This is a genomic window from Paenibacillus tritici (assembly GCF_013204885.1).
In the GTDB taxonomy this organism is placed as follows: Bacteria; Bacillota; Bacilli; order Paenibacillales; family Paenibacillaceae; genus Paenibacillus_AQ; species Paenibacillus_AQ tritici.
Window position 1 is genome coordinate 354,029 of the sequence record NZ_JABMKX010000004.1, and the last position, 20,445, is coordinate 374,473.

Here is a 20,445-nt window from a genome sequence, read left to right on the forward strand (position 1 = left end):
CTATGGACAGTTCATTGTTTGAAATTACAGACCAAGCTATAATACCGGCAGAGGTATCGGATAAAGTTCTGCGCCGGGAAGCCGGAGCGATTACGTTATTCATAGGTACGGTACGGGAGTTCACGCAGGGGAAAAGAACCTTATATCTGGAATATGAAGCGTACCCGTCCATGGCTGTTGCGCAATTGAAGCGCATCGGGCAGGAAGTGCTGGAGCGTTGGCCGGATACGAAGCTTGCGGTTACCCACCGGGTAGGCAGGCTTGAGATTACCGATATCGCTGTTGTGATCGCAGTCTCCTCCCCCCACCGTAAGGCCGCTTATGAGGCGAATGAATACGTGATTGAGCGGATCAAGCAAATCGTTCCGATCTGGAAAAAAGAAATGGGCGAAGACGGCCAAGCCTGGATAGGCGATCAGCTGGGTCAAACGGTTTATCCGCAGGGACGGCCGCTATTGCCGAATGTTCCGGCAGAGGACGGGAAGTAGCGGTAGGTCTACATTTTGAAAAGAATACATCACGAATAAGGAGTGTTGCACAGGTGAATGCAGAACAGGTTATGCAGGAGCTTGAAGCGCTTGGCAAGGAACGGACGAAGAAAATGTATGTCGCCAACGGCGCACGGGAACCGCTCTACGGAGTAGCTACCGGTGCCATGAAGCCGATCTTCCGGCAAACCAAAATCAACCAGCCGCTGGCTGAACAGCTGTATGCCACAGGCAATTATGATGCAATGTATTTTGCCGGGATCATTGCTGATCCGAATGCCATGACGGAAGCGGACTATAACCGGTGGATGGACGGGGCTTATTTCTATATGCTGTCTGATTTCGTGGTGGCTGTAACCCTGGCTGAAGCGGATATTGCCCAGAAGGTGGCCGATGAGTGGATCAAGAGCGGGGAGGACCTCAGAATGTCGGCGGGCTGGAGCTGTTACTGCTGGCTGCTGGGAAGCCGCCCGGATCAGGAATTCTCAGAGAGCAAGCTTGCCGGTATGCTGGAGCTGGTGAGCAAGAGTATTCATCAGTCCCCGGAGCGGACCCGTTATTCGATGAACAACTTCCTGTATACCGTAGCCGTATCCTATTCGCCGCTGCATGATCTGGCGTGCGAGACAGCCAGGCAGGTGGGCCCGGTTGAGGTGGACAAGGACAAGCCGAAGAGCAAGCTCATCAATGCTTACGATAATATTCAGAAGGCTGTCGATAAAGGGCGTACCGGCTTCAAACGCAAGCATGTAAGATGCTGATCCACCGGATTGTAGTGAAATAGATAATGCTTCGCCGCTTCTGGTTAATAAATGCTATGCGTTTGGATAACCTATTCCATATCCCGGAAGAAAAGAGGCGGTTAGTATGTCAACTACACACCACAGTCATGAGGAGGCCGTTGAGACGGTCCGCAAGCTGATCAAAGGTATTGATATGGCCATGTTCACGACGATCTCAGCCGAAGGGCTGGTCTCCCGGCCCATGAAGACGCAGGAAGTTGAATTCGACGGGGATCTGTGGTTCCTGACCAAGAAGGATACCAGCAAGTTCGGAGAGATCCTCTATGATCCGCGGGTGAATGTCGTATATTCCGATAAATTCTATGTCTCCATCCGTGGAACGGCCGAGATTGTGGAGGATGTGAGCAAGAAGAAGGAGTTCTGGAATGCGGGGTACGAGGCGTTCCTGAAGACCGGTTACGATGACCCGGATGTGATTCTGATCAAGGTCCATGCCGAAGCAGCCGAATATTGGAAAAGCGGTAATCTGGCTGAGAAGGCGATGTACATGTTCAAACGCATCACTAATCAGGATACAGACAAGCTGAACCTCAATCAGACCGTCGAGTTGGAGTAGACGGTTCTGGAAGCCGGTTCTGCCCCGGAGACCAACAGGATGTATCTGTTGGTCTCTTTTTGTGCAACAATTTTGAAATAGAGCCGGAATAAACAGGGGAATGTTGTATTTTAGGCAGGATTTTTTCCTGTTCATAGGAGTTGAACGGGACGCACGCCCCGCAAGGGCGGCGTTTTTTTTACATACGGATTCCGCCATAAATAAATGTCACGCTGATGGCTGCTCAGGTGTTATATCTTATAGAAACAGAAGAAAATAGAAGAATTAGAAGAATTAGAAGAAAGGAGACCAACGTGGATTCTATTGAAGAGAAGATCAGAAGAATACAGGCCGGAGAGGCCCCGCTGTTCTCAGATGTGATCAGGCTGTACCAGCAGCGGATATACCTCTACTGCTTCCGCCTGATGAACAATAAGGAAGAGGCTGAGGACGCGGTGCAGGATGTCTTTATCAAGGCTTACCAGAATATCGGGCAGTTCAGGCCGCAGACGAACCTCAACTCCTGGCTCTACAAGATCGCTTACCACCATTGTCTGAACCTGCTGCGGCGGCAGAAATTTCAGCTCCAACTGCGCAAGCTGCTCCGGCAGGAGGTTGCAGTGGACAGCGCCGAACAAATGGTCGAGAACCGCCTGTTCAGCGAGCCGGTCTCGGCTGCTCTGGCGAAGCTTGATGTGGAGGACCGGAATTTGTTGATTCTGCGTGTTTATGAAGACAAATCGTTTGCAGAAATCGGCGAGATTCTGGGGATAAGTACGCCTGCGGTGAGAAAAAGATATGAACGGACAAGAGGCAAGCTCAAAAAGGCTATTGAACGAAGGGAGAAACAGCTATGGGTAAAAGCGAATTGACCCCGGAGGAGCAGTTCTTGAAGGACGGAGACCGGTCTATGGATGTCAGACCTGTGGATATCCATGATCCTGTGATGGAAGCCATAGGGTTCGGCAAAATCCGTTGTACTCCTGAGCTGGAGACACCCCTGCCTGGCGGGGAGGCAATTGACACTATGCGTAGAGTTGAGACGGAAACCAGATCAGCACGGGACCGGAAGCGGATACTGCGGATGCCGGTGAGAAGCTGGGCCGCGGCGCTCATCCTGATAGTCTTGCTTGGAGGAGGGTATTCCTGGTACACCGGAGGGCCACGGCAGGCGGCCGGATTCGAGTATGAGGTGCTGCCCTACAAGCCGCTCCCAGTTACGAAGTCAGGTCTTATGATATCGTTATTGAAAGCTCCCTTAACTCCCGGTTTACCCCCCGATCCTGCTGCTTCTCAGCCCCAGCCGCGAAAGCAGCGCGAAGAGGATGAACTGTGGACTTTAAAATATAATAAGGGCTATAATGCCATAAAAAAATTATTGCTCCCCGGAGAGTATGCTACATTTGTATTAAAACAGGATGGCCGGGAAGGACGCAGTCAGCTTGGGGTGTATCACCCGCTGATGAAATTTACGGACTATTCAGCGTTTAAAAGCAGTGCAGAGAAGCATTTAGCTCCGCATTTGAAGCAGCCGGGGTATATGCCGGACGGCTATAAGTTTGACCAGGCATGGATTCCTCCCTCTATCAAAAAGATTGAAGAGAAAGAGCTGCTTGCCGGAACCGGCGGGATCAAGCTTGGGGATGGCTTCCGGGTGATCTGGAGACGCGAGCCTGCGGGGAACATTGCCTTTAATTCCTCTTCATTAATGTACAGGAATGGTGAGAATCAGATAAATTTAAACGCCAAACGTATTGATGAAAAGGCTGAAACGGCAGAGACTCTGCTGTGGACCAAAACCACAACGATCGAGAATATTGATATTGGCGGCAAGCAGCTGATCTATCTCGAACCCTCCGGTAATGAAGACTTCAAGGTCGGGTATAAGTATAAACTGGTCTGGGCCGATCCGGAAGCGCAGATTGTCTATGATGTGACAGCCAATGCTGAGAATACCACATTGACCAAGGATGAGATTATCCGCATTGCTGCCGGTATGATGAATTAAGTATTGTACACATAAAGAAAGGTGGAAACTCAATGAATTACAGAAAAATGTTCATGGCTGTGACAAGTGTGGCACTATTAGTGGGTATAGAGTGCGGGGCTTCAGTGGAGGCGTTTGCTGCCCCATCCAGAATACAATCTGCAGCAGCCCTGCCTGCCATCAAGACGGATGTTAAAGATGTAGCGCAGGTCAGCATGGAGGAGGCTAGAGCGAAAGCGGAGCAAGAGCAGAAGAAATTCAAGAGTCTTCTGGACCAGCAAAAGAAAGCGTTAAGCGGTACTTATCAGCCTGGAGAGATCAGGTATGCATACATTAATGACAAGGAATACCAGGCCAGTCCCATCGGCTCGTCCTATGGGAGTAACTCGTATTCACTTATATTCAGAAATTATGATGAATACGTCAAGAAGTATGCGGCAGGGAAGACCGCAATGCGTCTGGAGCTGAATCAGCTCCCGGATGGCTACAATTTTACTCTGGCAAGAATTGCACCCTATCAAACTTCTTCCGAACAGAAGCAGATATTGAACCAGGTGATTGCTGAGGGGAAGGCGTCCGGCAAAAAAATATATGTTAAGAAGCTGCAGGAGAAGCGGATTTCTATAGAGCTAATCTATACTATGGCCGCTCCGGTCAATGGAATAACTGGAGTCCTCGCTTTCAGAACCGAGCCCGCAGGGGCTGCAGGGAAGACGGTTGAATCGGAGCCGGTACAGCCGCAGTCGGAGAAACTGAAAGTCGATGGGCAAGAGGTGATATATACAGCTAACGATAAGCAGGAGCACAAGTCGGTTGTATGGATGAATGCAAAAACACATGTCAATTATATTCTCACGGAAGACCGCGGGCACCTGACCAAGGAGGAACTGCTGGCTTTGGCAGGACAGGTTATGGAGGCATCGAAATAGCTGCAGGTTCTGCTTGCTTGACAATCATCTGGTCCGTTGCGTGAAGACCTGCGTAAAGCACCTTCAAAATTGGCCCCTATCGCTAGGATGGGGGACAGCCTTGGAGGTGTTTTTGGCGTGCACGCCGATATTATTTCCGTGAGATTTTATAAGAATTCGTGCATTGCCCTTCTATGAACTTCCAATCCATCTTGTTACTATAGCAATGTAGCAAGACAATACAGATTTATACAGGAGGGTTAAAGATGTTGAAATGGAAGCGTTCTCTTTCGGTGTTGGCCATGACAGCGATAGTAGGTACACTGGCTGCCTGCGGCGGCGGAGGAAATAAAGTGAACAATGCCGGAGCGGCTACGGAGGCACCTGCCAGCACAACTGCTGCTGCAACTGAAGCTCCAAGCACCAATGAACCTGTCAAGCTCCGTATTATGTGGTGGGGTTCCCAGCCGCGTCACGAAGCTACCCTGGCGGCGCTCGACTTGTATACGAAGAACAATCCGAATGTAACGTTCGAGCCGGAGTATTCCGGGATGGACGGTTATCTGGACAAATTATCTACGCAGGCTGCGGCCAACAACGCTCCCGATGTAGTTCAGCTTGACCCGGGCTGGATGCCGGACTGGATGGCCCGCCAGCAATTGGCCGATCTGGCTCCTGAGGTGGATGTCAGCAAATTCGACGGGAAGCTGCTGGCCGGGGGCCAGAGGGAAGGCAAGCAGTATGCCGTGCCGCTCGGATCGGTAGCCTTCGGTATGGTATATGATAAAGCCGCGATGGATAAGCTGGGCATTGCGAATCCGGCCAACGGCTGGACCTGGGATGAATTCTTCGCCCTAGCCAAGGAATCCAAAGCCAAGCTGCCGAAGGGCCAATATTTCACCCTGGACTATGCGGGCAACTACTTCATGTATTCCGCCTATCAATATGCCAAGGGCAAAGGGCAGGTCATCACGGATGACGGTCATTTCAACGTAGATGAAGCCTCCTATCTGGAATGGACCAAGAAATTTGAAGAGCTGCGCAAGGAAGGCCTCGTTCCTCCGGCGGACGTCAATGCCTCCGATAAGGAAAATGATCCGCAGATGGACCTGCTGGCAGCAGGGAAAGTCCTGTTCCGCTACAGCTTCTCCAACAATCTGGGAACCTGGGACAGTATTAAGCCAGGAGCTTATGCCCTTGTAACCATGCCGCGTGCCGAAGAAGCCGGAGGCTGGCTGAAGCCGTCGATGTACATGGCTGTCTCCAAGAATTCCAAGCATGCCGAAGAAGCCAAGAAATTCATCAACTGGTTCGTGAATGATCCGGAAGCGGCTCAAATCACCAAAACCTTCCGCGGCCTGCCGGCCAACAAGGAGAATGCCGCCCTGCTGGAAGCGAATATGAGCGATCTGGATAAGGTGGGCTTAGAACTTCTCCGTGCGACAGAGCCGGATGGCCAGACCTGGTCGGCCGGAGCCGGCGGCTGGACCAACTTCGTGGATAAAGACTGGGTGCTGGTCCGTGATCAGCTCAGCTTCGGGAAATCCACACCGGAGGAAGCCTTCAAGCAGCTTAAGGAAGCTTCGCAATCTTACGAGAAATAAGCTGTGAACTTTAAGCCCGGGCAGCCATGTCCCGGGCTTTCTTTATCAACGGGTCTCTGAATTAATCGTTATATTTTGAAAGAATTCGAGCATTGCCCTTATTTAGAAGAACCTGGGCCAATTATATACTTAAGCTATACAAATTGACCACAAGAGGTGACCACAGATGAACCGCTCCACAACCACTTTAGCCCAAGCCGCACCATCGCCCAAAAAAAGCTCCTATTTCAAAAGCCGGTGGAACGCGCCGCTTGCAGGCTATTTGTTTATTTCGCCCTGGCTGATCGGGTTTCTGGTGCTGACAGCGTATCCGTTATTCCTGTCGCTGTATTATTCATTTACCGACTACACCCTGATGCAGCCCATGCAATGGATCGGGTCCCGCAATTACGAACGGATTTTTACAGCAGACCCCAAATTCATTCAATCCGCCAAAGTCACTGTTATGTATGTGCTTGCTTCCGTGCCCCTTAAGCTCATTGCGGCCCTGCTTGTAGCTATGGTTCTGAGCAAGGCTGTCAAAGGGATCGGCTTCTACCGCACAGCGATCTATTTCCCCTCACTCATCGGAGGCAGCATCGGGGTATCCCTGCTGTGGCGTAACATCTTCGGCGTAGACGGGATTTTCAATAAGCTGATTGCTGTCTTTGGCATCGAGGGCAAAAGCTGGATTACCAATCCCGACACAGCGCTCGGCACACTGATTCTGCTCACGGTCTGGCAATTCGGCTCCACCATGGTCATCTTCCTGGCAGGACTGAAGCAGATTCCGAATGACTTGTACGAGGCTTCCTCAGTGGACGGGGCCAACAAAATCGTTCAATTCTTCCGCATCACACTGCCCATGCTGTCGCCCATCCTTTACTTCAACCTGATCATGGCCGTTATTAATGCCTTCCAGATGTTCACCTCGGCCTTTGTGATTACGAACGGCGGTCCGATGAATGCTACATATGTGTATGCCATGTACCTGTACGAACGGGCATTCAGCCGCTATGAGCTGGGCTACGCTTCCGCACTGGCCTGGATTATGCTGGTCGCCATAGTAGCCGCAACGCTCCTGATCTCCTACACCTCGAAGTATTGGGTATTCTATGAGACTGACACTGGAGGGAAAAAACGCAAATGACAACAACTTTGAACTGGAAGCCTGCACTCCGGCATGTATTCATGATTCTCTTCAGCTTCCTCATGGTCTATCCGATTGTCTGGTGGATCGGGGCATCCCTGAAGGACAGCACCGAGCTAAGCTCGCCGGGAATCTTCCCGTCCGTCCCGCAATGGGAGAACTTCACCAAGGGCTGGAATTCGGTTCCCGGACACACATTCACTGACTTCTATCTCAACACCTTCGGCCTTGAAATTATGGTGCTGATCGCAACCCTGTTATCCTGCACGCTGGTTGCCTTCGGCTTCGCCAGACTGGATTTCCCGCTGAAGAAGTTCTGGTTCTCCATTCTGATGCTGACGCTGATGATGCCGGGACAGGTGCTGATTATTCCCCAGTATGCCTTGTTCCATCAGCTGGGCTGGGTTAATACGTATTTGCCATTTGTCGTTCCCCATCTGCTGGCAGGCGGGGCCGGGGGCAGCTTCTTCGTCTTCCTGCTGATTCAGTTTATCCGCGGTGTGCCCAAGGAGCTGGATGAATCGGCCAAAATCGACGGCTGCTCATGGTTCGGAATTTTCTGGAGAGTGGTTATGCCTCTGGCGTTCCCGGCGGTGGTGACGGTGACGATCTTCTGCTTCCTGTGGAACTGGGATGACTTCCTGGGTCACCTCCTGTACATCAACACGGTTGACAAATACACGGTTGGTCTAGCGCTGCGCATGATTAATGACTCACAGTCTGCTGCCGAGTGGGGCCAGCTCCTGGCCATGTCGCTTGTCTCGATTATTCCGGCTACCCTTGTATTCATATTCCTGCAAAAGTATTTCGTGGATGGGATTGCGACAACGGGGATAAAGGGATAAGATGTTAAAAAACATCCGTCTGATAACGGTAAAGCGACAGAGCCTTATTCGCCGCTTTACCGTTTATTTCGAAATATAAGCAATTATATGTTTTACACAATAATTTATCCTTCTATTTCTCGCTGAAACGGCACCGTCCTTTGAAAGGACGGTAAAGCCGTTTCTACTTGTGTGAGCCGGAGGCGAAGGAAGGGGATAGCTTGATCAATCCTTTTAAGAAATACAGGATCGACCGACTTTTTTTTCATAGCTTTGCTATCGTTCTTATTCTGGTAATAGCCGTTACTGCATGGACCAGCTACAGCAATTCCTCCAAGGCCCTTGTACAGACCACCTCTCATTATCAGCAGCGGCTGCTGGACGAATTGAATAATGAAATCAGCACCCGGCTGGATATGATTGAGCAGATCTCACTGTCCACCTCACGGGACAACGAGCTGACGACCTTTCTGCTGAACAGGCAGGATGATTTCGAGCGGTACCGCAAGCGTGTGAGCGTTGAGAGTGCGCTCGGCAATTTGACCTATGCCATTCCGTTGATTCAGGGGATTGACCTGTATATGGATGAGCCGATGCCGAGCGACGGCCAGAGCTATATCCAATTCCGGAATATTCGCGATCTGGATAAGCAGTCCTGGGCCAGGAATCTGGTGAAAAGCGATTTCGCCTGGTCGGGGGAGCATTCCATTCCCAGCGTGCAGGGGGAGATTCCGGTTCTAAGCTTCGCCAGAAAGGTAATGAACGAGAACGACTATCTCGGTGTGCTGGTCGTCCATATTAAGGCCAAGGAGATCCGTGCGCTGCTGACCGGTAACTCCTCCGGGTCGAACCGGATCATGGCGGACAGCGGGGGGAAGCAGATTCTGAGCATCGGGGAGACGCTCGAACAGAGTGAATGGTCCAAATGGATCGATCTCAAGAGTAACAACTCAGGTTATGTCCATATTCCCGGGGATGAGAATTCCGGCAATACCCTGCTCGTCTATTCCAGAATGGACAACTCCATTTGGACGCTGCTCGAATTCACCTCCTGGAAACAGATTACGGCAAGCAGTCTGGAGCTGGCGGAATGGATCGGACTGATCGGGATTGGGGCTATTCTGCTGGTCCTGCTGCTGACGCATTATCTGAGCAAGCAATTTACCAAGCCGATCAAGCAACTTGTAAGCGCTATGAAGATATATTCTGTAGGCGGGCATAGAGAGGAGCTGCCTATAGATTACGAGAATGAATTCGGTTATTTATTCTCCGGCTACCGCAAGCAGAACGACCGTATCGAGGAGCTGTACCTGTCGCTCGAACGGCGTTATGAGCAGCAGCGCAAAGCGGAGATTGAGGCCTTGCAGGCCAATATTAATCCTCACTTCCTCTATAATATGCTGGACCAGCTCAACTGGATGGCTATTGATGCCGGACAGGATGAGCTCAGCCGGATTCTGGAGCTGATGGGCCAGATGTTCCGTATCGGCTTATCCAATGGGGCGAGCTTCATCATGATCTCTGAAGAGCTGCAGCATATTCAGTGTTATCTGGAGATCCAGCAGCTTCGCTGGGGGGACGGGCTGGAGTACCAGATTGATGTGGCACCGGAGCTTCAGGAGATCTACCTCCCTAAGCTCACCTTGCAGCCTTTCGTGGAGAATTCCATTGTTCACGGATTCAACAAGCAGCGCAGCGGTCATATCTCTATCCGCATGGCTATGTTAGAGGAAGCGGTGCAGATTATTATTGACGATAATGGAGCAGGCCTGAAGCAGCCGGAGGAGCGGCCGAGGAGCCGCCGCACCGGCGGCTATGGCATACGTAATGTGAGAGAGCGGATTGCCGGATATTTCGGCAATGAGTACGGGATTACGCTGAAGGAGCGTGAAGAAGGCGGGACCCGGGTGGAGATTATTCTGCCGCTGCTCACAGAGGCTCCGGCACAGACACTGACGGCTTCGCTGGCTGCGAAAGAAGGCTGATACCGCTGCTGCGGGGATGTAGAAGCTTAAGGAGGCACAGATAATGTGGAAGATCGCTATTATTGACGATGAGCGCCAGGTACTTCAGGGAATGAAGCGGGCGATTCCATGGGAGGAGCTGGGTGCAGAATGGGCCGGTGAGGCGCTTAACGGGGGAGACGGGCTTACGATGATCCGAGCAGCCAGCCCGGACATTGTGATCACCGATATCTATATGCCGGTGATGAGTGGCCTGGAGATGATGGAGCAATTAAGGAACGAGGGCTTCAAGGGCAAAATTATTATTTTGAGCGGATATTCAGACTTTGAACATGCCAGGCAAGCCCTAAGGCTTCAGGTCAGTGACTATGTCTCCAAGCCGATCAGTCTGCCCACACTCCGAACGATTCTGTCCAAGGTCATTGCGGAGCTGGTCAAAGAGCAGGAGAAGCGGACCCGGCAAGGAGAGCTTGAGCTGAAAATGATGTTATACGAGCCGTTTGTCGAGAAGGAATGGGTTCGTTCGGCAGCAGTCGGCACGCTGGACCCTGCGTACCGCAACAATACCCATCTTCCGTCTTCGTATCATTATTGGCTGGAACGCCGCCATGCCACGATCGGAATCGAGCTGATCCGCGATGACCGGGCGAGTTCCTTCTCGGTCTCTGACTGGAATCTGTTTCGCTTCGCGGTCAGCAATATTGCCTGTGAGGTAACGCGCAAGCATTTTGCCAACATGGAATATACAGAGCTGAACAGCAACAGGGCATTATTGATTATTCATCCTGACGCAGAATGCACGCAGCAGCTTGAGGAGCTGGCGACCCGGCTGATTGACAGCATCAGCTCGTATCTTCGGCTGATGGTCCGCATAGGTATAGGAGGACTGAAGGATACGTGGACGAAGATTCCCGAATCGACGGAAGAGGCCTTCCGCGCCATGGATCACGGAGCTCTGCGGATCAGCCCGGCTTATGAAGTGTACTGCTACCGGGAGAGTCACAGCAGCGGGCAGGACCGGGGAGTCCTCTTCCCGGTCAAGTTCTCTTATAAGCTGGCCGCTGCAATGAAGGCTTCACAGGAGGCTGAGGCACAACAGCTTGTATACGGTTACATCGCGGAGCTGCAAGCGCAGCAAGGGGTCTCCGCCAGCTACGTGCAGATGCTCGGCAGTGAACTGTGGGGAATTATTGCCTACGCCTTATATGAATCAGGATTCGTGCTCGATGACCTGTTCACCAATGATCAGATCGCCCAGGAGATCGGCAACCTGGCCGTGCCGGATCAGCTGGCAGGCTGGTTATCCGCCAAGATCACAGCGATCTGTGCCAGCCGCCAATGGAAGGGCAGCAGCAAGCACAGGCAGATTGTTGATTTCATGACCAACTATATCCATGAGCATTATGCCGAGGAGCTTACGCTGGCCGATCTTTCGGATAAGGTGTTCATCTCCCGGAATCATTTGTCGATTATCTTCAAGAATATCACCGGGGAGACATTCAACAACTACCTGACCCGGGTGCGGATTGAGAAGGCCAGAGAGCTGCTCATGGAACGCAATATGCTGGTCTATGAAGTGGCGGAACGGGTGGGCTACAAGAACATTCCTTATTTCAGCACACTATTCAAAAAGATCACCGGTATGAACCCGACAGAGCTGATCAAATGAATGCGCCTAATGAAGTCTGATGGCATTGGCGGGACGGCGGTCCTGCCATGGGCGGAAAATCATAGCCCGGGTTCAAGGAGAGAGCGCGTACTTACTGTAGTACAGCATCATCACACCAGTTCACAGGGGAGGACAGGTTATGTCCGTAACATTCAGTATTATCGGCGGGGCCGGTTTCCGTGCACAATATTATCTCAGAATTGCCCGCTCGTTGCCGGACCGCTTCCGGATTGGCGGCCTTGTGGTAAGGGACCGGGCCAAAGGGAAGGCCATGGAAGCGGCATGGGGCGTTCAGACGTATCGTTCCCTTGAAGAGCTGCTCAGGAACGAGGACCCGGACTTTGTCGTTGTCTCGGTCAGCGGTCAGGCTTCCCTGGACTATTTGTACCGTCTGGCGTCACTGGGCCTTCCCGCGCTGACGGAGACACCTCCTGCCTCAGGCCTGGAAGAGCTGGAGCAGCTGCATAAGGAGCTGACCCGGCACGGGGCGTGGATTCAAGTCGCCGAGCAGTATCCTTACCATCCTGTTCAAGAAGCGAGACTGTCGCTGATCCGTTCAGGCAGGCTCGGCAGAATCACAGAAACGACGGTCTCCGTGTCGCATCTCTATCATGGAGCAGGCCTGATCCGCAAGATGCTTGGCATCGGGTTCGAGGAGACCACCATCCGGGGGATGCGGTTCGCCTCCAGCTGGGTGGGCGGCCCGACCCGGAGCGGTCCTCCGGCTGAAGACAAGCTGATTCCGCTACAGCGGGATCTGGCCTGGCTGGATTTTGGGGACCGGCTGGGTATTTACGATTTCACCAAGGATCAGCACCGCTCCTGGACACGCTCGAATCATCTCTCCGTACGCGGCGAGCGGGGGGAGATCTTCGACAACCGCGTGCTTATCCAGCAGGATAATCTGGTGCCGCTGCAAATGGAGCTGAGACGCATCAACAAAGGGGAGCAGGAGAATGCAGAGGGCTATTACCTGCAAGGGATTATCTGCGGTGAACAATGGGTCTATGATAACCCGTTCACTCCTGCCCGGCTGTATGATGATGAGATTGCCATTGCCACCTGCCTGGACCAAATGGCCAGCTACTCCGCAGGCGGCCCGGGATTCTACGGACTGGAGCAAGCCTCGCAGGATGCCTATCTCGGACTGATGATTGACAAGGCGATTCAGACCGGCGAGACGGTGAGAACCGAGCGGATGTGCTGGGCGGAGGACAGGTAGGCGACGCTGCGCTGGTGTAGGTGATTCAGGTCCTGGGGAAGTGAATACGTGCGCTAATCAGAAATTTTATAAAGAAATAACCAGATTCAGGAATAACTCTGCGAAATCAGATATATTATGATCTATGTCACATCGCTGTGTGATTATCATTTGATAATTTGTGGAGGTTGAAATAATGCGGGGAACGGTTAACAAATACATCCGTCTATCTTTAATTGGAGTTCTTTTTACCGGTACAGTCGGTACAGCCAGTCTGGGAGTCCATTCGCTGAAGGCTTATGCGTCGGATGAGTTCAATGCAGCAGGGCATAGCTCACCTTCGTCCATGACCCTGTTCTCTCAGCCGCCATGGCCGCCCAATGTAACTGCAGATGATGAAGCCAACACTATCATAGGTGCGAACGAGAAGATGGAGTATTCCACTGACGAAGGCTTGAACTGGACCGCCTATGATCCGCTCTGCCCGCCGGTCTTCTGCGGCGACCTGACGGTGCAGGTGCGGATCGCAGGAGACAGCGTGAATTATATTCCGGCCGGATTTATCAAAACGCTGACGTTTACAGCGGATACGCCGGATGTCTGATACGGCAGTTTAGCGGACGCACCCCGTACACCGAAATTAGCGAGTATAGCGTAGCGGACTGCGGATTAATGTTAGGTGCGGCTTTAAGGCTATCTATCAATTGAACAATTATGTTCCCTCGCCATATCTAATCACGATTCCGTCCGTCACAGGACGGGGGCGATGTCATTGACGCTGGCAGCAACAGACACTATAATCTATAAAAACGGATGAAGCACATCCCGTACCCATGGTTTGTTGGGTGCGGGATTTTTTGTTTTTTTAGGGCACAGTACGGTTCCACGTTTTGCGGATGATGTACAGAGGAGGATGAAGGGAATGGCTTTTGCAGAAGAGCATCACAAATGGCTGGAGTATCATAAGAAACGGAGAGCAGGGGAGCGTAAGGACCGGCTGGAGCGGGGACACCGGCATGGCGAGCAAATGTTTGTGGAGCGGGTGTGGTGGCCGATTTTTGGTAACATGGATGATCTTCACCCGGAGTATGAGGTTGCGGATTGGCGGGGGATGCCCTATTTCGTTGATTTTGTATGGAAGCAGGGACAGGTGAAGTTTGCTATTGAGGTCAAGGGCTATGGCCCGCATGTGGCCAAGACGGACAGGACCCGTTACCGCCAGGAGCTAAATCGAGAGACGTATTTGCAAATTGCCGGGTATCGGATCGTCGCAGTCCCTTACGATGAGCTGGAAGCCGCACCGGAGCTGATCATCTCTCTGTTAAAAGCTCTGCTCACTCCATGTTTGCTGAAAAATATGGCTGAGGGATGCCGTCCATTTACGAGGATCGAAGCCGACATTCTGCGGATGGCAAGCCGGAAGAATGGTTATCTCAAACCTGTGGATGTGGTGAGGGGGCTTGGGCTAAATCGTCGTACAGTAATAAAATATATGAATATTTTATGCGAAAAAGGTAAACTCAAACCAGTGCCCGTACAGGGAAGTAATCGAGTCAGCCGATATGAGCTTATTCATTCTTTTATGGATGCAGAGATATGGTAGGAAATTAGCATAGGCATGAATTCGCCGAAAGCGGGCGGCCGGTGGAAAGGAAGAGCAAAAGTGCACCTCCTTGCGCCAAAAGCAGGCGGCCAGCGAGAAGGAGGAGCAAAAGTGCACCTCATTGCGCCGAAAGCAGGCGGTAGGTGAGAAGGAGGAGCAAAAGTACACCTCCTTGCGCCAAAAGCAGGCGGCAGGTGAGAAGGAGGAGCAAAAGTGCACCTCCTTGTGCCGAAAGTGGGCGGCAGATGAGAAGGAGGAGCAAAAGTGCACCTCCTTGCGCCCAAAGCAGGCAGCCAGCGAGAAGGAGGAGCAAAAGTGCACCTCCTTGCGCTGAAAGCAGGCGGCAGGTGAGAAGGAGGAGCAAAAGTGCACCTCCTCGCGCCGAAAGCAGGCGGCAGGTGCCAAGGAGGAGCAAAAGTGCACCTCATTGCGCCGAAAGCAGGCGGTAGGTGAGAAGGAGGAGCAAAAGTGCACCTCCTTGTGCCGAAAGTGGGCGGCAGATGAGAAAGAGGAGCAAAAGTGCACCTCATTGCGCCGAAAGCAGGCGGCAGGTGCCAAGAAGGAGCAAAAGTGCACCTCCTTGCGCCGAAAGCAGGCGGTAGTTGAGAAGGAGGAGCAAAAGTGCACCTCCTCGCGCCGAAAGCAGGCGGCAGGTGAGAAGGAGGAGCAGAAGTGCACCTCCTTGCGCCAAAAGCGGGCGGCAGGTGCCAATGAGGAGCAAAAGTACACCTCCTTGCGCCAAAAGCAGGCGGCCAGCGAGAAGGAGGAGCAAAAGTGCACCTCCTCGCGCCGAAAGCGGGCGGCAGGTGCCCAGGAGGAGCAGAAGTGCACCTCCTTGCGCCGAAAGCAGGCGGCCGGCGGAAAGGAGAAGCAAAAGTACACCTCCTTGCGCCCAAAGCAGGCGGCAGCACCCAAAAAAATCCAAAGGGATACATTCCCCTTTGGATTTCTTATAAGTTAGTCCGGCATATCAGGACTAACCCTGGTTACTCACTGCGCAGCGCAGCGACCGGGTCCTTTTTCGCCGCCATTTTGGCTGGGATGGCACCGCCGAGCATCGTCAGCACGACACTGATCACACCCAGAATGAGCGCATGGAGCGGATTCAGCTGGGCGACATTCTTCAGCTCGGTCAGGTTATACAGGACGGCGTTAACCGGAATGGTCAGCAGGTAGGTAATGCCGATCCCCAGAATCCCCGAGCAAGCCCCGATAATGAAGGTCTCGGCATTGAACACCCGGGTAATGTCCTTCTTCCGGGCACCCAGTGCGCGCAGTACGCCGATCTCTTTCGTACGTTCCATAACGGAAATGTAAGTGATGATCGCAATCATAATCAGCGACACCACCAGGGAAATAGCTGCAAAAGCAATCAGTACCATCGTAATCCCGTCCATAATTCCGCCGGAAATGTTGGTGACTATAGCTGCGAGGTCGGTGTACTGTACCTGGGCTTCGGCAGCCTTTCCTTCATTCCACTTGTCCAGATAAGCCGTTACGGATTCCTTGGCACTGAAATCAATCGGATACAGCGAGACTGCGCTTGGAATATCCGTTGCACCCAGAGCAGCCAGTGCATGTTCTTTGGTCATGGACGACATGCTGGCCGCCGCTGCCATTCCGGCATTCATGAGCGGCATCTCGCCCATTCCGGCACTGGAGCCGCCGCCTGCGATACCCTCCGACAAGGCTTGCCCTGTCAATACGTTAATATCAGATTTCTCTTGTGCGAGTACAATTTCCGATTTCTGTGCATCCGCAATGAAGGTGGAGGTCAGCTCATCAGAATAGACAAGACCGGGAGACAGTGTAGAGATTCTGGACCCTTCCTGGGCACGCAGAACACCGACAATATTAAGGGTTACTGCCTTGGGGCTGTTGTAGAGGTCATTCAGATTTCCGCCGGTTGCATGGACTACAAACTGTTCACCATTTTTTTTGTAATAATCATTGTTCATGACCAGCTTAAGCGGAGTTCCGACCAGATCACTCAGATTGATACTCTTAGCTTCATAATCCAGTCCAAGCGCATTCACTGCACCCTCGGTCAGACGGTTGTATTGATCCACGATCAGCACCAGATCCGTCTTCTCGGCCGGGAATTTCCCCTCAAGCAGATCATAATATTGCTCCAGATAGCTGCCCGAGGCACTGCCCTGTTTGCTTGGATACGGAGCTGTCGTGATCTTGCTTTTATCCAGAACCGCCGCCTTGTCCCCGTTCTTCACCAGCCAGTTCATATTCACGGTACGGGTGTAAGAGACGCCGTCAATCAGCTTGGGATCGATTCCGTCCAGATACTTGATATACTCCTTGGTCAGCACGTTCGTGTGGATAGCTGAATTCACCGTAGGGTCGTATGGATACAGCTTTTTGTCGGCCGGATAGGAAGGGAGTTCCGTAGTTTCCTGCCCCGGAGGACCTGCATTCTGCAAATTCATGGCCGTCTGGTTGATCGAAATCGGGAAGTTGGATAATGCCCCGGTTTCGTACGAGCTGATCTGTTTGTCGAAGCCATTGGACAGCGACAGAATCAGGGCAATGCCGATAATTCCGATACTGGAGGCAAAAGCGGTCAACCCCGTGCGCCATTTCTTGGTGGCAATATTTTTGCCGGATAATTTCAGGGCGGTGAAAAAGCTCATGCTCGTCTGCTTCAGCTTATAAGCACTGGAAGTCTTCTGCGTGGCGAGCGGATTGCTGTCCGAGATCGCATGACCGTCCGAGAAACGGATGACGCGGTCTGCATAATTCTCCGCCAGCTCCGGGTTATGGGTAACCATAATGACGAGCTTATCCTCCGCAATGGTCTTGATCAGCTCCATGATCTGTTCACTGGTCTCCGAATCCAGAGCGCCTGTAGGTTCATCGGCGAGGATAATATCCGGATTGTTGGCCAGCGCCCGGGCAATCGCTACACGCTGCATCTGTCCGCCCGATAGCTGATTCGGCTTTTTGTGCACATGATCCTTAAGGCCGACCTTCTCCAGTACCTCCAGCGCCTTACGGTGCTTCTCGGCTGAATCGACCCCGCTGAGCGTCATCCCCATCTCCACGTTATCCGTGATGCTCAGGTGTGAGATCAGATTATAACTCTGGAAAATAAAGCCGACACTATTATTACGGTACGCATCCCACTCGCTGTCTTTGAAACGCTCGGTCGATTGGCCGTTAATGATCAGCTCTCCGCTGTCATACTGATCCAGTCCGCCGACGATATTGAGCAGCGTGGTCTTGCCTGATCCGCTCTGGCCCAGAATGGCGACGAATTCACTTTGTCTGAAATTGAGGTTCACTTTATCCAGCGCCACCTGTGTAAATTCACCGGTCTTATAGCTCTTGGTAATGTTTTTTAATTGCAGCATTGTCCAGTCTCCCTTTCCACTCCTGTAATCTTGTTTCTCTCTGTACCCTAGTATAATCGTCCAATATAAACTAAACCTAAACTCCCAGTTGAGATTCACTTGATCTTGGCAGGTTAAAGCTATACGCTTCATTACATATGAACGTTCCAGGAGGAGACCTAATGTTTAATATTCTTGTGGTTGAGGATGATGCCAAGCTGCGGCAGCTCTTCTGTACCGTACTGACCCGAAACGGATATCGCGCGCTGCCGGCGGTCAATGGAGAGGACGCGCTGGATGTGCTGGATAAGGAATATATTGATCTGATCATCTGCGATATTATGATGCCCCGGATGGACGGCTTCGAGCTGACACAGACGCTCAGGGACAACAACCAGCAGCTTCCCGTTCTTATGGTGACGGCGCGGGAGAATTTTGCCGATAAGCAGCAGGGCTTCCTTGTGGGAATCGACGATTATATGGTCAAGCCGGTCAATGTGAATGAGATGATCCTGCGTGTGGGAGCGCTGCTGCGCCGGGCCAAAATCATCAGCGAGCGCAAAATCGAATGGGGAGAAACCGTGCTGGATTATGATACGTTAATGGTAATTCAGGGGCCTGAGAGTATCCTGCTTCCGCAGAAGGAGTTCTATCTCCTCTACAAAATGATTTCTTATCCCAATAAGATCTTCACCAAACAGCAGCTGATGGATGAAATCTGGGGGATGGACTCCGAGTCCGACGAGCATACCGTGGTGGTCCATATTAACCGCCTGCGGGAGCGTTTCAGGGAAAGTGCGGATTTTGAGATCGTTACGGTCAGAGGGCTGGGCTATAAGGCGGTGAAGCGGGGATGATCCGTGGGAAAAACAGAGGGTTATGGTGGTATTTTGTCTCTATGGTGTTTGTGATCATTCTGTTCTTCGTCCTGCTTATGTCTGTATGGGCCTTCCTCTATTTCCGGATAGGAAACAACACCTGGGAGCATGGCAACCCATTCCCGCCTATTCTGACTATGGTGTTATTCAGCCTGGTCATCGGGACTACGATCAGTATCATGGTGGGCAGGACCATTCTGGCCCCGATTACGGACTTCAGCAAGGCAGCCAAGGAAATTGCAGGCGGCAACTTCGACATCTATCTGAATGAGTCGCACCGGGTCAATGAGATCAGCGAGGTGGCGCACCACTTCAACCTTATGGTTCAGGAGCTGCGCAGCATCGAGACCCTCCGCAATGACTTCGTCGTTAATGTGTCTCACGAATTCAAGACGCCCATTGCGGCAATCGAAGGATACGCGACGCTGCTCCAGGAGGAGAATCTGAGCAAAGAGGAGCATGACGAATACACCGGGATGATCATCGACAGCTCGCGGCAGCTGTCCAATCTCTCCGGCAATATCCTCAAAATATCCAAGCTCGAGAACCAGGAAATGCTTACAGAGCTGGCTGAATACCCTCTGGATGAGCAGCTCCGCCAGGCGCTGCTGTTGCTGGAGTCCCTCTGGTCTGCCAAGCAGCTTCATCTTAATCTCGACCTGGAGGAGCAGCCCTATTATGGAAATGAAGAGCTGATGATGCAGGTGTGGCTCAATGTGCTTGGCAACGCGATCAAATTCACCCCGGAAGGCGGGGCCATCTCGGTATCCATCCACTCGGATGGCTCCTGGATCTCCGTGGTCATCGCCGACAACGGAATCGGAATGACCCCGAAGGTGCGCAAGCACATCTTCGAGAAATTCTATCAGGGCGATCCCGCCCGCTCCGCCGGGGGCAACGGCCTCGGCCTGCCGCTGGCCGCCCGGATCATCAGCCTGAGCAAGGGCATCATCGAGGTGCAGAGCGAGCCGGGCCAAGGCTCGGTGTTCACGGTCAAACTGCCAGTGACGGGAGAGTAAATTAATCACAGACAAGCAGAAAAGGTATGGGATAAAATAACATAAATGAGAGTTATTCATTTGAGTTGTTCAATGGAGTTATTAAAGTGCTCAGGAGGGATCGAATGAAAACGAGAAATATCATCCTAATCATTGCGTGTTTGGTTGGACTGGCGGCTGTGATTACAATGCATGATATGTTCAAGAATCAGAATCTGAGAATAGTGTTGTCTTTAGCCGTCGCTGTTGCCGCGGCCTATCTCATTTCAAGAAGCGCCATTCCGAAGCAGGTATCGGCCAGAACAATGAACGTAGTGTTAGCGTCATTGTTGGTGTTTACTTGTGCGAATCATATCCTGCTCTCCGCAGCCTTAGGGCAGAGTATATTCGCTAACTACTTTTGGGGATTCTTGTGCGTGATCTATTGTCTAATCTGGCTGCGTGCCCGGCAAGATCAGAAGGGTTAACGGCCTGGCTCTGCTGAAGTGAACCGGTCAGCCAGGCAGCGGG

The 20,445-nt window shown here is 52.2% G+C and carries 20 protein-coding genes; 19 read left to right on the forward strand and 1 reads right to left on the reverse strand.

Annotated features, from left to right (window positions below; all coding sequences use genetic code 11):
- The first annotated feature begins 2 nt into the window (after positions 1-2).
- The 16 genes from HQN87_RS09250 to HQN87_RS09325 all read left to right on the forward strand — a co-directional run bounded on the left by HQN87_RS09250 (position 3) and on the right by HQN87_RS09325 (position 15,676).
- Positions 3-488, forward strand: a complete 486-nt coding sequence (locus HQN87_RS09250) for a molybdenum cofactor biosynthesis protein MoaE (RefSeq protein ID WP_173131040.1) — start codon at positions 3-5, stop codon at positions 486-488.
- A gap of 53 nt (positions 489-541) precedes the next feature.
- The gene (locus HQN87_RS09255) at positions 542-1,249 is read left to right on the forward strand and encodes a DNA alkylation repair protein (RefSeq protein ID WP_173131043.1); all 708 of its coding nucleotides are present in this window, start codon (positions 542-544) and stop codon (positions 1,247-1,249) included.
- A 106-nt stretch (positions 1,250-1,355) separates the two neighbouring features.
- The gene (locus HQN87_RS09260) at positions 1,356-1,847 is read left to right on the forward strand and encodes a pyridoxamine 5'-phosphate oxidase family protein (protein ID WP_173131046.1); all 492 of its coding nucleotides are present in this window, start codon (positions 1,356-1,358) and stop codon (positions 1,845-1,847) included.
- A gap of 293 nt (positions 1,848-2,140) precedes the next feature.
- Positions 2,141-2,698 (forward strand): RNA polymerase sigma factor, encoded by a 558-nt coding sequence (locus HQN87_RS09265; protein ID WP_367272679.1) that lies wholly within the window; start codon positions 2,141-2,143, stop codon positions 2,696-2,698.
- Positions 2,680-3,834: a DUF4367 domain-containing protein gene (locus HQN87_RS09270; protein ID WP_173131051.1), complete on the forward strand. Its 1,155-nt coding sequence runs from the start codon at positions 2,680-2,682 to the stop codon at positions 3,832-3,834. The genes HQN87_RS09265 and HQN87_RS09270 overlap by 19 nt, the downstream gene beginning before the upstream one ends.
- A gap of 32 nt (positions 3,835-3,866) precedes the next feature.
- On the forward strand, positions 3,867-4,742 hold the full coding sequence (locus HQN87_RS09275; RefSeq protein WP_173131054.1) for a hypothetical protein: 876 nt from the start codon (positions 3,867-3,869) through the stop codon (positions 4,740-4,742).
- Between the two features lie 245 nt (positions 4,743-4,987).
- Positions 4,988-6,325, forward strand: a complete 1,338-nt coding sequence (locus HQN87_RS09280) for an ABC transporter substrate-binding protein (RefSeq protein ID WP_173131072.1) — start codon at positions 4,988-4,990, stop codon at positions 6,323-6,325.
- Between the two features lie 166 nt (positions 6,326-6,491).
- Positions 6,492-7,454, forward strand: a complete 963-nt coding sequence (locus HQN87_RS09285; RefSeq protein ID WP_173131075.1) for a carbohydrate ABC transporter permease — start codon at positions 6,492-6,494, stop codon at positions 7,452-7,454.
- Positions 7,451-8,299, forward strand: coding sequence for a carbohydrate ABC transporter permease (locus HQN87_RS09290; protein ID WP_173131078.1), 849 nt, complete (start codon positions 7,451-7,453; stop codon positions 8,297-8,299). Before HQN87_RS09285 ends, HQN87_RS09290 begins: the two co-directional genes overlap by 4 nt.
- 200 nt (positions 8,300-8,499) lie before the next feature.
- Positions 8,500-10,263: a sensor histidine kinase gene (locus HQN87_RS09295; RefSeq protein WP_173131082.1), complete on the forward strand. Its 1,764-nt coding sequence runs from the start codon at positions 8,500-8,502 to the stop codon at positions 10,261-10,263.
- A gap of 43 nt (positions 10,264-10,306) precedes the next feature.
- Positions 10,307-11,911, forward strand: coding sequence for a response regulator transcription factor (locus HQN87_RS09300; RefSeq protein WP_173131085.1), 1,605 nt, complete (start codon positions 10,307-10,309; stop codon positions 11,909-11,911).
- A 139-nt stretch (positions 11,912-12,050) separates the two neighbouring features.
- The gene (locus HQN87_RS09305) at positions 12,051-13,133 is read left to right on the forward strand and encodes a Gfo/Idh/MocA family protein (RefSeq protein ID WP_173131088.1); all 1,083 of its coding nucleotides are present in this window, start codon (positions 12,051-12,053) and stop codon (positions 13,131-13,133) included.
- Positions 13,134-13,308: 175 nt separating this feature from the next.
- Positions 13,309-13,716 (forward strand): DUF4073 domain-containing protein, encoded by a 408-nt coding sequence (locus HQN87_RS09310; protein ID WP_173131091.1) that lies wholly within the window; start codon positions 13,309-13,311, stop codon positions 13,714-13,716.
- Positions 13,717-14,034: 318 nt separating this feature from the next.
- Complete coding sequence (locus HQN87_RS09315; protein WP_173131094.1) at positions 14,035-14,715, forward strand: hypothetical protein; 681 nt, start codon at positions 14,035-14,037, stop codon at positions 14,713-14,715.
- A gap of 70 nt (positions 14,716-14,785) precedes the next feature.
- Positions 14,786-15,049 (forward strand): hypothetical protein, encoded by a 264-nt coding sequence (locus tag HQN87_RS09320; RefSeq protein ID WP_173131097.1) that lies wholly within the window; start codon positions 14,786-14,788, stop codon positions 15,047-15,049.
- Positions 15,050-15,142: 93 nt separating this feature from the next.
- Positions 15,143-15,676: a hypothetical protein gene (locus HQN87_RS09325; RefSeq protein ID WP_173131100.1), complete on the forward strand. Its 534-nt coding sequence runs from the start codon at positions 15,143-15,145 to the stop codon at positions 15,674-15,676.
- A gap of 25 nt (positions 15,677-15,701) precedes the next feature.
- Here HQN87_RS09325 and HQN87_RS09330 read toward each other — a convergent pair whose 3' ends face one another.
- Entirely contained in the window at positions 15,702-18,080 is a 2,379-nt protein-coding gene (locus HQN87_RS09330; protein WP_173131103.1) for an ABC transporter ATP-binding protein/permease, read from the reverse strand.
- A 161-nt stretch (positions 18,081-18,241) separates the two neighbouring features.
- On the opposite strand from HQN87_RS09330, the gene HQN87_RS09335 reads away from it, so the two are divergent.
- The 3 genes from HQN87_RS09335 to HQN87_RS09345 all read left to right on the forward strand — a co-directional run bounded on the left by HQN87_RS09335 (position 18,242) and on the right by HQN87_RS09345 (position 20,402).
- Positions 18,242-18,916, forward strand: a complete 675-nt coding sequence (locus tag HQN87_RS09335) for a response regulator transcription factor (protein WP_173131106.1) — start codon at positions 18,242-18,244, stop codon at positions 18,914-18,916.
- Complete coding sequence (locus HQN87_RS09340) at positions 18,913-19,956, forward strand: HAMP domain-containing sensor histidine kinase (protein ID WP_173131109.1); 1,044 nt, start codon at positions 18,913-18,915, stop codon at positions 19,954-19,956. The genes HQN87_RS09335 and HQN87_RS09340 overlap by 4 nt, the downstream gene beginning before the upstream one ends.
- Positions 19,957-20,060: 104 nt before the next feature.
- Positions 20,061-20,402, forward strand: a complete 342-nt coding sequence (locus HQN87_RS09345) for a hypothetical protein (protein ID WP_173131112.1) — start codon at positions 20,061-20,063, stop codon at positions 20,400-20,402.
- Positions 20,403-20,445: the final 43 nt, after the last annotated feature.

Coding starts and splice junctions, on each gene's coding strand:
- HQN87_RS09250 (WP_173131040.1), top strand. CDS start 3: ATGGACAGTTCATTGTTTGAAATTACAGACCAAGCTATAATACCGGCA.
- HQN87_RS09260 (WP_173131046.1), top strand. CDS start 1,356: ATGTCAACTACACACCACAGTCATGAGGAGGCCGTTGAGACGGTCCGC.
- HQN87_RS09270 (WP_173131051.1), top strand. CDS start 2,680: ATGGGTAAAAGCGAATTGACCCCGGAGGAGCAGTTCTTGAAGGACGGA.
- HQN87_RS09275 (WP_173131054.1), top strand. CDS start 3,867: ATGAATTACAGAAAAATGTTCATGGCTGTGACAAGTGTGGCACTATTA.
- HQN87_RS09280 (WP_173131072.1), top strand. CDS start 4,988: ATGTTGAAATGGAAGCGTTCTCTTTCGGTGTTGGCCATGACAGCGATA.
- HQN87_RS09285 (WP_173131075.1), top strand. CDS start 6,492: ATGAACCGCTCCACAACCACTTTAGCCCAAGCCGCACCATCGCCCAAA.
- HQN87_RS09290 (WP_173131078.1), top strand. CDS start 7,451: ATGACAACAACTTTGAACTGGAAGCCTGCACTCCGGCATGTATTCATG.
- HQN87_RS09300 (WP_173131085.1), top strand. CDS start 10,307: ATGTGGAAGATCGCTATTATTGACGATGAGCGCCAGGTACTTCAGGGA.
- HQN87_RS09305 (WP_173131088.1), top strand. CDS start 12,051: ATGTCCGTAACATTCAGTATTATCGGCGGGGCCGGTTTCCGTGCACAA.
- HQN87_RS09310 (WP_173131091.1), top strand. CDS start 13,309: ATGCGGGGAACGGTTAACAAATACATCCGTCTATCTTTAATTGGAGTT.
- HQN87_RS09315 (WP_173131094.1), top strand. CDS start 14,035: ATGGCTTTTGCAGAAGAGCATCACAAATGGCTGGAGTATCATAAGAAA.
- HQN87_RS09330 (WP_173131103.1), bottom strand. CDS start 18,080: ATGCTGCAATTAAAAAACATTACCAAGAGCTATAAGACCGGTGAATTT.
- HQN87_RS09335 (WP_173131106.1), top strand. CDS start 18,242: ATGTTTAATATTCTTGTGGTTGAGGATGATGCCAAGCTGCGGCAGCTC.
- HQN87_RS09340 (WP_173131109.1), top strand. CDS start 18,913: ATGATCCGTGGGAAAAACAGAGGGTTATGGTGGTATTTTGTCTCTATG.
- HQN87_RS09345 (WP_173131112.1), top strand. CDS start 20,061: ATGAAAACGAGAAATATCATCCTAATCATTGCGTGTTTGGTTGGACTG.